Raw genomic sequence first — 13,839 nt, forward strand, 5'->3', positions numbered from 1 at the left:
GTCCGATTCTTGATATTTATAGGTGTGGCCTAGCTAAAAATCCAATTTTTTTGAAATGTTTTGAAAATAAAAATCATGACAATATTCTTACGTATTAAATGGCTTAGCGGATTCATTCCCTTTTTGAACCATTATCACAATAATTATCATATTGAATTACCATCACTTAACGTTAGGGATGGTGCAATGCGACGTTTTTTGCGCAAGTTTGAGTAAAGCAAGGCAAGATGCTTGCAGAGAGGATGGCGTCTTTATCTGTATTTATTGTATCAGTTTGTGTTTATTGTTTTTTTTACGATGAGGTATGAACGTTAGCGACGGTAATGGTGAGAAATGCTAACAATTGATGATTATTTATCATGATTACTAATGGATTTGTCGGTGGCACTGGTGCGCGCTTAAGGATGTTGAGTGTGGTATAGCGTCGGATATGAGAATTATTATTGATATCACGATTATCCCTATTACACTGCGGACAATGGTTTTCATTATAGAGATTAGGTTGTTATGGAGTTGCTCCGCATTGTTTATCAACAATACCGTTGGCCATTTCTTGCCGTTATCATTTTAAGTTTGCTGAGCGCCGCATTGGGTATTGGGTTGATTGCTTTTATCAATCTGCAATTGATTGAAACGGTCAATCAATCATTAAGCGTATTGCCGCAATTTCTGGGATTACTGCTGCTTTTGATGGGCGTGACGTTAGTGTCTCAACTGGCGTTGACTACGCTCGGACACCATTTCGTTTATCGTCTGCGTGGGCAGTTTATCAAGCGCATTCTGGATACTAACATTGCGCGCATTGAGCAGATTGGCAGTGCGCAGTTGCTCGCCAGCCTGTCCAGTGATATCCGTAATATCACTATCGCATTTGTACGCCTGCCGGAGTTGATTCAGGGCATTGTGCTTACGATCGGCTCCGCGGCCTATCTGGCGTGGCTTTCTCCCAAAATGCTGGTGGTGACGTCCGTCTGGATTGCGGTAACCCTTTGGGGCGGATTTATGCTGGTGTCGCGTGTCTACAGTCACCTTACTCAGGTTCGGGAAGCGGAAGACCGCCTCCAGAAAGATTACGAAACCGTGATTAACGGGCGTAAGGAGCTGACGCTTAATCGGGAACGGGCACAGAAACTGTATGAAGACGTTTATCAGGCCAATGCGCAGGATTATCGACAGAATGTGATTCGCGCTGACACCTTCCATCTTAGTGCAGTGAACTGGTCAAATATTATGATGCTGGGCGTGATTGGTGCTGTCTTTTTCATGGCAAACAATCTCGGCTGGGCAGATACCAATGTTGCCGCGACGTATTCACTCACGCTGCTTTTTTTACGCACGCCGATGCTGCAAGCCGTTGGCGCACTCCCCACGTTACTGAGTGCACAAGTCGCGTTTAATAAGTTGAAACGTCTTGATCTGGCTAGCTATCAGGAATCTTTTTCTTCTGCGATAGCTCCTGCTGACTGGCACACGCTGGAACTGCGTGATGTGGTATTTCGCTATGATGATTCCAGATTTGAAATTGGACCAATCAATCTGGTGATAAAGCGTGGTGAACTGGTGTTTCTGATTGGCGGGAACGGGAGCGGGAAATCGACGCTGGCGATGCTGCTGACCGGGCTTTATACCCCCGTTTCCGGTACGTTATTGCTGGATGACCGCCCGGTTACGGCAGAAACGCGAGGGGACTATCAAAAGCTATTTTCTGCCATTTTTACCGATTTCCACCTGTTCGGGCAGATGATGGGACCGCAGGGAACGGAGCCAGATACGGCACTGGTTGATGGGTGGCTGGATCGCTTAAATATGCGACATAAATTGACGCTGGAGAATTATCAGGTGATGAATTTACAGCTCTCACAGGGGCAGCGTAAGCGCGTGGCTCTCTTGTTGGCTGTCGCTGAACAGCGGGACATCTTATTGCTAGATGAATGGGCTGCCGATCAGGACCCGCAATTCCGCCGCGTATTCTACCTTGAGCTATTACCGCGGTTGCGTGCATTGGGGAAAACGATTGTGGCGATTAGCCATGACGATCACTACTTTGAGCACGCCGATCGCCTGCTTGAAATGCATCAGGGTACGCTGTCAGAACTGACGGGGACAGCGCGTGAACAGGCCTCGCAGGATGCCGTCGCACAGATTAGCCGCTAGCGTCAATCTATGTAGCTTCGCGTCGTGCTGTGACCTCAAGTGTGAAGTCTGACTGGCATATATTAATTCGTTGAATTCTGGGGCATTATAAGCGCCAATGTTGGCAGGCTGCCAACAGAGTGAGTGTTTTTTACTTACAGATCAGATACCTGACGTTTCTGATCTGCCACTTAACTCAATAAGTTGGTATAGGTTATGAAAAGGATGTTTAACGCATTATTCGTTGTTGTTTTTGTTTGTTTTTCGTCTCTGGCGAATGCGGCAGAAAATTTACCTAACATTGTCATTTTGGCAACGGGCGGTACGATTGCGGGTTCCGCAGCGGCCAATACGCAAACCACTGGATATAAAGCAGGAGCGTTGGGCGTAGAGACGCTGATTCAAGCAGTACCAGAGCTGAAAACGCTTGCCAATATTAAAGGTGAGCAGGTTGCCAGCATCGGTAGTGAAAATATGACCAGCGATGTGTTGCTGACGCTGAGCAAACGGGTGAACGAGCTGCTGGCACGCAGCGATGTCGATGGCGTGGTTATTACGCACGGTACGGATACGCTCGATGAATCTCCTTATTTTCTGAACCTGACGGTGAAAAGTGACAAACCGGTCGTCTTTGTCGCTGCGATGCGTCCGGCAACGGCAATCAGTGCTGACGGCCCGATGAATCTGTACGGTGCAGTAAAAGTGGCAGCGGATAAAAACTCTCGTGGCCGTGGAGTGCTGGTGGTGCTGAACGATCGTATCGGTTCTGCTCGTTTCATCAGCAAAACCAACGCTTCTACGCTGGATACCTTTAAAGCGCCAGAAGAAGGTTATCTCGGCGTGATTATCGGTGACAAAGTTTACTACCAGACGCGTCTGGATAAAGTTCACACCACGCGTTCTGTGTTTGACGTGACCAACATTGATAAACTGCCTGCTGTCGACATTATTTATGGCTACCAGGACGATCCTGAATATATGTATGACGCCTCCATTAAACATGGCGTAAAAGGCATCGTATATGCGGGTATGGGGGCAGGTAGCGTATCCAAGCGTGGCGATGCTGGCATCCGTAAAGCGGAAAGCAAAGGCGTGGTGGTTGTGCGCTCCAGCCGTACTGGCAGCGGTATCGTACCACCCGATGCAGGCCAACCGGGTCTGGTTGCCGATTCTCTGAGCCCGGCAAAATCACGTATTCTGCTGATGTTGGCACTGACAAAAACGACGAACCCAACCGTGATTCAGGATTACTTCCACGCGTATTAATCGCCTGATCGGTTTTTAGTGTGATAGCCCCGCTTTTAAGCGCGTAATGCCGATCGTTTAAGGATCGAGATACACGGGGCGACCACAGGGGTGAGGCCTCCCTGCGGGAACCTCCCCCTGTATTTCCCCCAACAACGGGCTTAAGTGACGAGTATTAGCCTTTAAAGGCGTGGCTTTTTGCTGTTGCGCATTTCAGCTTTTCATTCCCACTGAGAAGTCACTTCCCTCTCTGTTGATTTTATCGGTATGATTCAGCCCACGACAAAGCAGGTAATCACCCTTATTTATCTTTTACCCGAAATAATTCGAGCGGCGGGACTGCCTACGCGCGTCCAGCTTGAAGTATGGCGGAGTGGGTGAATAAAGAAGAAGGATACGTCATTACATGACACACCCCATTTTTATGGTTGGTGCCAGAGGCTGTGGGAAGACTACGGTAGGGCATCAATTGGCACAGGCGCTAGGATATGACTTTGTCGATACCGACCTGTTTATGCAGCAAACGACCAATATGACGGTGGCTGATGTGGTTGCGCAGGAAGGATGGCATGGCTTCCGCCAGCGTGAAAGTCTGGCGCTTCAGCAGGTGACGTCCAACCGCTGCATCGTTGCGACAGGTGGCGGTATGGTATTGGCGGAAGCCAACCGGCGTTTTATGCACGATCGCGGAATCGTCATTTACCTCCATGCGAATGCCGAATTGTTGGCTCAGCGGTTGGAGGAAAACCCGCAGGATAACCAGCGGCCTACGCTGACAGGTCGCCCTATTGCCGAAGAAATGGCTGACGTACTGGCTGCGCGTGACGCGCTTTATCGTGGCGTTTCGCATCACGTTATCGATGCATCGCAGGCACCCGAAGCGATCGTGGCAAGCGTGTTGAAAGCGCTGCGTTCATCGGCTGCGTAGGGCGGTCGATGAAGGTCACTGGTAAAATAATCGTCAGTCAGTGTTACTGAGCACTAACTTTCAATGAATAGATCGTGACAGTGGCTCGACTCTCCTTTTAAGATGAATTTCCTGAATTTTTTGACGATAGGTGCCGCGCTATGCTGAATGTAAATGAGTATTTTGCAGGGAAGGTCAAGTCAATCGGTTTTGAAGGCGACAGTATTGGCCGCGCCAGTGTCGGTGTTATGGATGCAGGTGAGTACACGTTTGGAACCGGACAGCCGGAAGAAATGACGGTCATCACTGGAGCATTGAAAGTGTTGTTACCGGGCTCACCGGATTGGCAGGTTTTTACACCGGGAGAAACGTTTTTCGTTCCGGGAAAAAGCGAGTTCAATTTGCAGGTGGTCGAACCGACCTCTTATCTGTGTAAGTACCTGTAATTTCTATTCTATCGCTGTAGAGTAGATCATTATCGCCGCATTGTGTGCTACATAATGCGGCGTTTTTTTATGCTCATCCTGCTTCATTCCCCTTGTTCCCCCAACGCGGTTAGCGCCTTTCTCTGCCATTCTTCCCCTGATGGGGATAAATAATGCTGCAAAAATGTTAAGTAGCTCAAGTAATGAACGTAAAGGTATTTAAAAGGTATTATTAATTGGTATTTTAAAGGTGTACCTTACTCTGTCATGAAGGATGTAAATATGAAAACTACAGCAAAGCTGTCGTTCATGATGTTCGTTGAATGGTTTATCTGGGGAGCCTGGTTTGTTCCACTCTGGCTGTATCTGAGCAAAAGCGGATTTACGGCGGGTGAAATCGGCTGGTCGTATGCCTGTACCGCGATTGCCGCGATTCTGTCGCCGATCCTGGTGGGATCGCTCACCGATCGCTTCTTTGCCGCACAAAAGGTGCTGGCGGTGTTGATGTTCGCCGGGGCGATACTGATGTACTTCGCGGCCCAGCAAACGGAATTTATGTATTTCTTCCCGCTGCTGTTAGCCTATTCGTTGACCTACATGCCGACGATTGCACTCACTAACAGTATCGCCTTCTCGCATGTTGCCGATGTAGAACGGGATTTTCCACGCATCCGGGTATTGGGAACGATTGGCTGGATCGCCTCCGGTATCGTCTGCGGTTTTCTGCCGACGTGGCTTGGATTTAGCGATATTTCCCCTACCAATGTTCCGCTGCTGATTACCGCAGCCAGCTCCGCGTTGCTCGGCTTCTTTGCGTTTTTCCTGCCCAATACGCCACCGAAAAGCACCGGCAAGATGGATGTTAAAGTCATGCTGGGGTTGGACGCGATTGTGTTACTGAAAGACAAAAACTTTCTGGTGTTTTTTGTCTGCTCCTTCTTATTCGCGATGCCGCTGGCGTTTTATTACATTTTTGCCACGGGCTTCCTTACCGAAGTCGGCATGAAGAATGCGACAGGCTGGATGACGCTAGGCCAGTTCTCGGAAATTTTCTTTATGCTGGCGCTGCCGTTTTTCACCAAACGCTTTGGTATTAAAAAGGTATTATTGCTGGGGCTGGTGACGGCGGCTATCCGCTATGTCTTCTTCGTCTACGGCGATGCTTATCATTACTTCACGTACGCACTGCTGTTCCTCGGCATCCTGCTACACGGCGTGAGTTACGACTTCTATTATGTGACCGCCTATATCTACGTTGATAAAAAAGCGCCGGTACATATGCGCACGGCAGCACAAGGGCTGATTACGCTCTGCTGTCAGGGCTTCGGCAGCCTGTTGGGATACCGTTTGGGTGGCGTGATGATGGAGAAACTTTTCGCCCACGGCGAGCCAGTGAACGGCTTGACCTTTAACTGGACCGGTATGTGGCTGTTTGGTGCGGTGATGATCGCGATTATTGCGCTGATCTTTATCCTGTTTTTCCGTGAATCGGATAAGACGATCTCGACCATTGATGTATACCCTAAATAATTCGAGTTTCAGGACAAAAACGCCAAGGCGTTTTTGAACAGCGTTTACGCTGACCCCGGAGGGGTGAGGCCGTAAGGCCGAATAACGCGGCAAGCGAGGGAATCCCGATGAGCTTACTCAAGTAAGTGATTCGGGTGACTAAACGCAGCCAACGCACATGCAACTTGAAGTATGACGGGTGTAGACGGTGCAAATCAGCATTTCAGTACAGAGGAAAACAAATGAAACAAGAACGTATTCTCGGTGCCTTATACGGCCAGGCTTTAGGGGATGCGATGGGTATGCCATCGGAACTGTGGCCCCGAACGCGTGTGAAAGCGCATTTCGGTTGGATTGATCGCTTTTTACCCGGCCCGGCGGAAAACAATGCGGCGTGCTATTTTGGCCGCGGTGAGTTTACGGATGATACCTCGATGGCGCTGAGTCTGGCCGACGCCATCATTGAATGCGATGGTGAAATCAATGCCGATGCGATTGGCCGCCACATCCTGAAATGGGCGGAATCGTTCGATGCATTTAATAAGAATGTGCTCGGCCCCACCTCTAAAATTGCGTTGAAGGCGATCCGTCAGGGCACGCCGGTCAGTGAACTGGAAAACAATGGCGTCACAAACGGCGCTGCGATGCGGGCGTCTCCGCTAGGCTGTCTGCTGCCTGCTCACGATCTTGATGAATTTATCGATCAGGTGGCGCTGGCATCCAGCCCGACGCATAAATCCGACTTGGCGATTGCGGGGGCGGTCGTCGTTGCCTGGGCTATTTCCCGGGCGGTTGACGGTGCCAGCTGGCAGGAGATCGTCGACGCACTGCCGTCTGTTGCACGCCACGCGCAGGAAAAGCGTATCACGACGTTTAGCGCCTCCCTTGCCGCGCGTCTGGAACTGGCGCTAAGTATAGTGCGCCGTGCAAACGGTACGGAAAGCGCCAGCGAGCAGCTTTATCAGCTGATTGGTGCGGGAACGAGCACCATTGAATCCGTCGCTACGGCAATCGCGATGGTGGAACTGGCGCAGACCGACCCAAATCGCTGTGCGATTCTGTGTGCCAACCTCGGAGGGGATACCGACACTATCGGGGCGATGGCGACTGCAATATGCGGTGCGCTGCACGGGGTCACGGCGATTGATGCCGCGTTGAAGCAGGAGCTGGATGACATTAACCAGCTTGATTTTACCCGTTATGCCAGCCTGCTCCTGCAATACCGCTCAGCACGGGAGGCGTGATGAAGGCCAGCGAACTTGCTGCAAAACTGGATGAGCTAACGACGCGTCAGCCGCTGACCATCATCGGGGCGGCGGTGATTGACGTGATTGCCGATGCGTACGCCCTGCCGTATCGCGGGTGTGATATCGAGCTGAAGCAGCAAAGCGTGAATATTGGTGGCTGTGCCTTGAATATTGCCATTGCGCTTAAACGCCTTGGAATCGCCGCGCAAAACGCTTTGCCCGTCGGGCAGGGCGTGTGGGCAGATATTATCCGTCAGAGTCTGGAAAAGCAGAATATCACCACGGTGGTACAAACCGACGAGGGAGACAACGGCTGGTGTCTGGCGCTAGTTGAACCGGACGGCGAACGGACTTTTATGTCCTTCAGCGGGGTCGAGAATCAGTGGAGTTACAGGTGGCTGGCGTCGTTATCCATCGCGTCGGGGAGTTTGGTCTACCTGTCGGGCTATCAACTGGCGGCACCGTGCGGTGAACGTCTGGTGAGCTGGCTGGAAAATTTGCCCAATGTCACGCCATTCATTGATTTTGGCCCACGCATTGCCGATATACCGGCAAGCCTGATGGCGCGGATTATGGCGCTTCACCCCATCGTTTCCCTTAATCGTCAGGAAGCGGACGTGGCGGCGGACATGCTCGGCGTGTCGGCTGATGTACAAACGCTGGGGCGTGCCTGGCGGGCGGCGTATCGTGCACCGGTGATTATTCGTCAAGATAAAGCGGGAGCGTGGTATTTCGACGCGGCTTCTGAGGGCCTCGTCGCCCCGTTTCCGGCAACGGTGGTGGATACCATCGGGGCAGGGGACAGCCACGCGGGCGGAACATTGGCCGGCTTGGCCGCTGGGTGGCCATTGGCCGATGCCGTCACGCTGGGGAACGCCGTTGCGGCTTATGTTGTGAGCCACCGTGGCGGAGACTGCGCGCCTACGCTGGCTGAACTGCGTGCCCGGTTACTCCTCGCAGATGAAAACGTATAGATCGCTGCGGCAATAGCTGATGCTGTACTCGATGGGCCGGTTCTGTGGGTCGAGCGCAATCTGCTTGATGACCAGAACCGGTACTTTATTATCAAGTTGGATGTGTGACTGAAACTCGGCATCGGGCATACGGGCGCTGACGCGGCTGCGTGTACGCTGCGGATTGATGTTCTGGCTACGAAAATAGTCATAAAGTGAGACGCCGATATCTTCAGCGTCAGCGATCAGATCAACAGGAACATACGATTCCTCAATTGAAACCGCGTCCTCATCGACATAGCGAATACGTTTCAACAGAAAAACGGGGGTGTCTGGCGCAATAGCCAACTGCTCGGCCACTTCCTTGCTGCTTTTTACGATTTGTTTGTTCACCCACAGCGTATTGGGTTTTTTGCCCCGCAGCACGACCTGCTGTGAAAAGCCGCGCGCTTCTTTCAATGAATATTCAAAAATATTATTGATTTGCGTCCCGTAGCCGCGCACGCGGGTTACCACGCCTTCTTCTTCCAACGTCTGCATCGCTTTGCGCACGGTAATGCGCGACACACCAGCCAGTTGGCTTAGGTCACGCTCTCCCGGCAGAATATTGCCATGTGCCAATGCGCCGCTGCGCACGGCATTTTTTACCGTTTCGGCAAACTTTAGGTAGAGCGGGGTATTGTCTGCTGTCGCAAAGCGTTGGGTAAGCTGTTCTATTAATTGAGTGTGCGCGTGTTCCATTCTTCTCTGATCCTGGCCAGCCTGCGTAGGTTCTATAATACCACTGGTATTATTGTCCCTATACCGAAAATGGCAACGTTGCTGTCGATTATCATGCATCGCTTTTAGCGTTTACGGTGGTTCTTGATGGATAACACGTTAATATAGGCATTCGTTCTGGGTGTTTATTCATCAATGATAAATAATTCCATGTTGAAAAAATTCATTTATGTTACAGCATGAAGTGTTATGTGTTTAATAACAATCAGTACAATCATCTGTGGGATAATTGCACAATCCTTTTTGTAAAACGACGTATTAATTCCATATATGAGTTATTTTATTGAATGGCACTTATTAATTAATCATGTAAAAGAATGGTGTGATTATTAGGAATAATCCCTAGATTGTTAAAATACAATAAATTGCAGCATTTACCGATAATTTTATGTTATGGGGAATGATAAGTTTTTTATTCCTTTATTTTTCTTTGTTTTGGTTTTTTGTATTGGTTGGTGATTTAAATCCCACTTGATGTCTTTTTTTTACATAAAGGCTTGGTTGAACATATTAATTATTTTTTCAGGTTTTAAGATAAATCGCAGTGGCGGAATGTGATCGCATTCAAGTTTTATTTTTCTTTGCCGTTATGGATAGTATAACTATTCTACGCAAAGAGTATTTTATGCTGAAAACGACGCGTTCCCGCATTCTTGCGGCCTGTTCGACCATTGTTGTACTTTCGCTTGTTATTAATACCTTTCTTAACTACACCATAGCCAATAACGCTAATAAGGCATCGATCCAGAATACGCTGAATGCGGTAGCGACTAGCCATAGTATAGCCATTAGCGACTGGGTTGCTTCTAAAACACAGATGATCTCCGCGCTGCATGACCGTGCTATACAGGATGAAGATCCGATCCCGCTGTTTAAACAGATAGTGGCATCCGGCGGACTCTTGAATGTGTACATGGGCTATGCCAATGGCACGGCCAAGTTTGCCGATTCTGGCGGTATTCCTCCCGATTACAACCCGACTGTCCGGCCCTGGTATCAGCAGGCAGTGAAAGAGGGCAAACCGCTGGTCACTGCCCCTTACGTTGATGCGGTGACGAATACGCTGGTGGTGTCTTTCGTTGCTTCCGTGGTGGAAGGCGGAACGGTCAGAGGCGTCGTCGGTAGCGACGTCACGATGAACAGCGTGATTGAAAACGTCAAAGCGATTAACCCAGCCAAAGATAGCTTCGGCGTTCTCATCGAGCGTAGCGGTCTGATCATTGCTCACCCGGATGAAAAATTGACGCTGAAAAATATCAGCGACATTGCCCCCGGGATTGATCTGAACGACATTCTTTCAGCCGATAGCGCCCGCGATGTGGACTTTTCTGGCGTGACAAAGCTGGTGGTGGCAAAACCGATTGCTGGCACGAACTGGTTCATGCTGGTGGCGTTGGACAAAGCTGAAGCGACAGCGGGCATGAATTCTCTGCTGTCTACCTCTGTCATCACGCTGGTCGTTATTGCACTGTTGGGCACGCTGGTGATTGGTTTCATCATTGCGTCGGCGCTCAAGCGTCTGCTGCAAATCCGCGATGCAATGGATGATATCAGCAACGGTAATAACGATCTGACGCAGCGTCTGCCGGACGAAGGGCATGATGAAGTGGCACAAATTGCGCGCTCGTTTAATATCTTTGTCGACAAAATCAGCCAGGTCATGATGCAGATTCGCGATATCAGCGCATCGCTTCAGGTCGCGGCGGATGAGATTTCGGCGGGGAACAACGATCTCTCTGCGCGTACTGAATCTGCGGCATCGAGCATTCAGCAAACCGCAGCCTCGCTGGAAGAAATTTCTGCGGCGGTCACGCAGTCGGCAGGATCGGCGCAGCAGGTTAACGCGAAAGCGCTGCTGCTGTCGAAAGATGCCGGTACGGGCGGAAAAGTGGTGTCTGATGTGATTGTCACGATGGAAGAGATCGTGGTTGCGTCGGGTAAAATCGGCGATATCATCGGCGTGATCGATGGCATTGCATTCCAGACTAACATTCTGGCGCTTAACGCTGCGGTAGAAGCGGCGCGTGCGGGTGAACAGGGCCGTGGTTTCGCCGTGGTTGCCGGTGAAGTTCGTAGTCTGGCACAGCGTAGTGCGCAGGCCGCAAAAGAAATTAAAGAGCTGATTGAATCGACGGTCTCCAGCGTGACCTCTGGCTCCGTGCAGGTGCGTCAGGCCAGTGACACGATGAATGAAATTGTTGGCGGCGTGTCTACGGTGAGTTCGGTGATGTCTGAAATCACGCATGCGGCAGATGAGCAAATGCGTGGGATCAACGAGATCAACAAAGCGGTCGCGCAGTTGGATTCGATGGTGCAGCAAAACGCCGCGCTGGTGCAGGAATCTGCCGCTGCGTCGGGTGCGTTGCAGTCACAGGCTGAAGAACTGAACGCTGTTGTCGGGGCGTTCCGGGTCTAACAGGATGCTATAGCGGAATGTATTGCCCGCCAGAACGGTGGCGGGCAATCACCGACTGTATTAATAATCGATAGTATCAACAATCGACAGCATTAACGTTGGGCTTCTCCGCCCAACGCTTCAATCAGATTCGTAATCAATGCCGCCAGCTCGCTGGTCATCAAAATAAAATCGGCATCAAACCGCTGAGCAAAATCTTCCCGATCGATATCGTCGTTTTGTTCCCGCAGCGTATCAGAGAACTTCAAGCGTTTTACTGAACCATCGTCAGACAAGACCAACTGAATCCGTTCCTGCCAGTCCAGCGCCAGCTTGGTGACGAGTTTGCCTGCTTCAATGTGTACGGCGATTTCATCGCAGACCAAATCCTGTTTTTTACAGCGGATAACGCCGCCGTCTTCCAGAATGGCTTTCAGTTCTGCTTCATCCTGTAGCGCGAAACCTGCCGCCGGCTCACCGGAGCGAACCCACTCGGTCAGCGTCAGCTCGATGGGGTTTTCCATCGTCAGCGGCACAACGGGCAGCGAACCCAGCGTTTTGCGCAGCAGCGCCAGCGTATCTTCCGCTTTTTTGGCGCTGGCGGCATCGACCATAATCAGGCCGTTAACCGTATCGATCCATAGCCAAACCTGACTGAAACGGCTGAATGCACGTGGCAACAGGCTATGCAGCACTTCATCTTTCAGCGAGTCTTTTTCGGTTTTTTTCAGCTTACGGTGCTGCTCCGCTTCCAGACGTTCAATCTTGGCCTGAAGGGTTTGCTTGATGACCGGAGAGGGCAGGATTTTTTCTTCTTTGCGGACGCAAATAACGATTTGTCCATTAACGACATGTGTTAATGCATCGCTATGGGAGCCCATTGGCGATACCCAACCCGTTTTCATCATATCCTGACTGCCACACGGGGTGAACGCGAAGGCGCTGAGCCGTTTTTCCATTTCATCCGCAGACAAAACGTTATCTTTGGACAGCACGCTGTCCCGGCTTAGGCGGTAAATCATTAAGTTCTTAAACCACAACATGGTGTTATCCCTGACTGGGCGCGCAGGTTTGCACGCGGGTTTGTAATGTTGCGCGCATGATAACGAATTCGACGCGGTTATGTGGAATAAAATACCCGGATTCAGAGGAATACCTGTCACGCTTTGGGTTGCAGCTGATTGGTTTCTCTGGTTATACCCGTCATACTTCAAGCTGCATGTGCGTTGGCTGTGTTACTCGAATTATTTAGGGTATCTATCTATAAATAAGAAAGTTTTCAGGTCAGTGGCCAATTTACGCGGACCTATTTATCACACGTGGGGGACATCATGAGAATTGGTATCGATCTGGGCGGGACGAAAACCGAAGTCATTGCGCTGGATGACGAGGGAAAGGAACGTTTTCGGCAACGTATGCCGACGCCAAGAAATGATTACCCGGAAACGCTGCGGACTATCGCCACGTTGGTGGAGATGGCCGAAAAAGCGATTGGCTGTCGTGGCAGTGTCGGCGTGGGGATTCCCGGTACGCTGTCGCCGTTTACCGGTAAGGTAAAAAATGCCAACTCTACCTGGCTCAATGGTCAGGCGCTGGATCTCGATCTTGCCACGCTGTTAAATCGACCCGTGCGGGTTGCCAATGACGCGAACTGTTTTGCTGTTTCAGAGGCCGTTGACGGTGCTGGGGCAGGGAAGCAGACCGTCTTTGCAGTAATCATCGGCACGGGCTGTGGGTCGGGCATTGCGCTGAACGGTCAGGCTCATGTCGGCGGTAACGGTATTGCGGGTGAATGGGGGCATAACCCGCTGCCTTGGATGGATGACGATGAGCTGCGTTATCGGCAGACAGTGCCCTGTTACTGTGGCAAGTCTGGCTGTATTGAATCCTTTATTTCCGGTACGGGATTTTCGGTAGATTATCAACGCCTGAGTGGCCAGCCGCACAAGGGGGAGGCAATCATTGCCTTAGCGGAGCAGGGTGATCCTATTGCGGAACTGGCATTACAGCGCTATGAGCACCGTTTGGCAAAATCGCTAGCGCATGTGATTAACCTGCTTGACCCTGACGTAGTGGTACTGGGAGGCGGAATGAGCAATGTTTCTCGTCTTTATCAGACCGTGCCGGAAAAGATTAAACAGTGGATCTTCGGCGGTGAGTGCGAAACGCCTGTGCGCCAGGCGATACACGGCGACTCCAGCGGGGTTCGCGGAGCCGCCTGGCTCTGGCCGAAGACGGAGTAATG

General features: G+C 50.8%; 11 protein-coding genes. 9 read left to right on the top strand and 2 right to left on the bottom strand.

What is annotated here, in order from left to right:
* The first annotated feature begins 507 nt into the window (after nt 1-507).
* The 7 genes from EDI29_RS00775 (at nt 508) to EDI29_RS00805 (ending at nt 8,440) form a co-directional block, all read left to right on the top strand.
* Nucleotides 508-2,154, top strand: a complete 1,647-nt coding sequence (locus EDI29_RS00775; RefSeq protein ID WP_137739327.1) for a multidrug ABC transporter permease/ATP-binding protein — start codon at nt 508-510, stop codon at nt 2,152-2,154.
* Between the two features lie 195 nt (nt 2,155-2,349).
* The gene (locus EDI29_RS00780) at nt 2,350-3,399 is read left to right on the top strand and encodes a type II asparaginase (RefSeq protein WP_193555628.1); all 1,050 of its coding nucleotides are present in this window, start codon (nt 2,350-2,352) and stop codon (nt 3,397-3,399) included.
* Nucleotides 3,400-3,784: 385 nt separating this feature from the next.
* A complete protein-coding gene (gene aroL, locus EDI29_RS00785; protein WP_137739329.1) occupies nt 3,785-4,306 on the top strand; it encodes a shikimate kinase AroL in 522 nt (173 codons plus the stop codon).
* Between the two features lie 140 nt (nt 4,307-4,446).
* The gene (gene ppnP / locus EDI29_RS00790; RefSeq protein ID WP_010298499.1) at nt 4,447-4,731 is read left to right on the top strand and encodes a pyrimidine/purine nucleoside phosphorylase; all 285 of its coding nucleotides are present in this window, start codon (nt 4,447-4,449) and stop codon (nt 4,729-4,731) included.
* Nucleotides 4,732-4,992: 261 nt separating this feature from the next.
* A complete protein-coding gene (locus EDI29_RS00795) occupies nt 4,993-6,240 on the top strand; it encodes a nucleoside permease (RefSeq protein WP_137739330.1) in 1,248 nt (415 codons plus the stop codon).
* A gap of 221 nt (nt 6,241-6,461) precedes the next feature.
* The gene (locus tag EDI29_RS00800) at nt 6,462-7,463 is read left to right on the top strand and encodes an ADP-ribosylglycohydrolase family protein (protein ID WP_137739331.1); all 1,002 of its coding nucleotides are present in this window, start codon (nt 6,462-6,464) and stop codon (nt 7,461-7,463) included.
* Complete coding sequence (locus EDI29_RS00805; RefSeq protein ID WP_137739332.1) at nt 7,463-8,440, top strand: PfkB family carbohydrate kinase; 978 nt, start codon at nt 7,463-7,465, stop codon at nt 8,438-8,440. The genes EDI29_RS00800 and EDI29_RS00805 overlap by 1 nt, the downstream gene beginning before the upstream one ends.
* Here EDI29_RS00805 and EDI29_RS00810 read toward each other — a convergent pair.
* Nucleotides 8,414-9,160 (bottom strand): GntR family transcriptional regulator, encoded by a 747-nt coding sequence (locus tag EDI29_RS00810; protein ID WP_137739333.1) that lies wholly within the window; start codon nt 9,158-9,160, stop codon nt 8,414-8,416. The two genes, EDI29_RS00805 and EDI29_RS00810, sit on opposite strands and share 27 nt — an antisense overlap.
* A gap of 664 nt (nt 9,161-9,824) precedes the next feature.
* On the opposite strand from EDI29_RS00810, the gene EDI29_RS00815 reads away from it, so the two are divergent.
* Nucleotides 9,825-11,615 carry a methyl-accepting chemotaxis protein gene (locus EDI29_RS00815; protein ID WP_137739334.1) on the top strand — a complete coding sequence of 597 codons (1,791 nt, stop codon included), beginning with the start codon at nt 9,825-9,827 and terminating at the stop codon, nt 11,613-11,615.
* 92 nt (nt 11,616-11,707) lie between these two features.
* Here EDI29_RS00815 and rdgC read toward each other — a convergent pair whose 3' ends face one another.
* Entirely contained in the window at nt 11,708-12,637 is a 930-nt protein-coding gene (rdgC, locus tag EDI29_RS00820) for a recombination-associated protein RdgC (RefSeq protein WP_137739335.1), read from the bottom strand.
* 288 nt (nt 12,638-12,925) lie between these two features.
* Here rdgC and mak point away from each other — a divergent pair, with 288 nt between their 5' ends.
* The gene (gene mak / locus EDI29_RS00825) at nt 12,926-13,837 is read left to right on the top strand and encodes a fructokinase (protein WP_137739336.1); all 912 of its coding nucleotides are present in this window, start codon (nt 12,926-12,928) and stop codon (nt 13,835-13,837) included.
* Nucleotides 13,838-13,839: the final 2 nt, after the last annotated feature.

The organism is Pectobacterium polonicum (assembly GCF_005497185.1).
Lineage (GTDB): Bacteria > Pseudomonadota > Gammaproteobacteria > Enterobacterales > Enterobacteriaceae > Pectobacterium > Pectobacterium polonicum.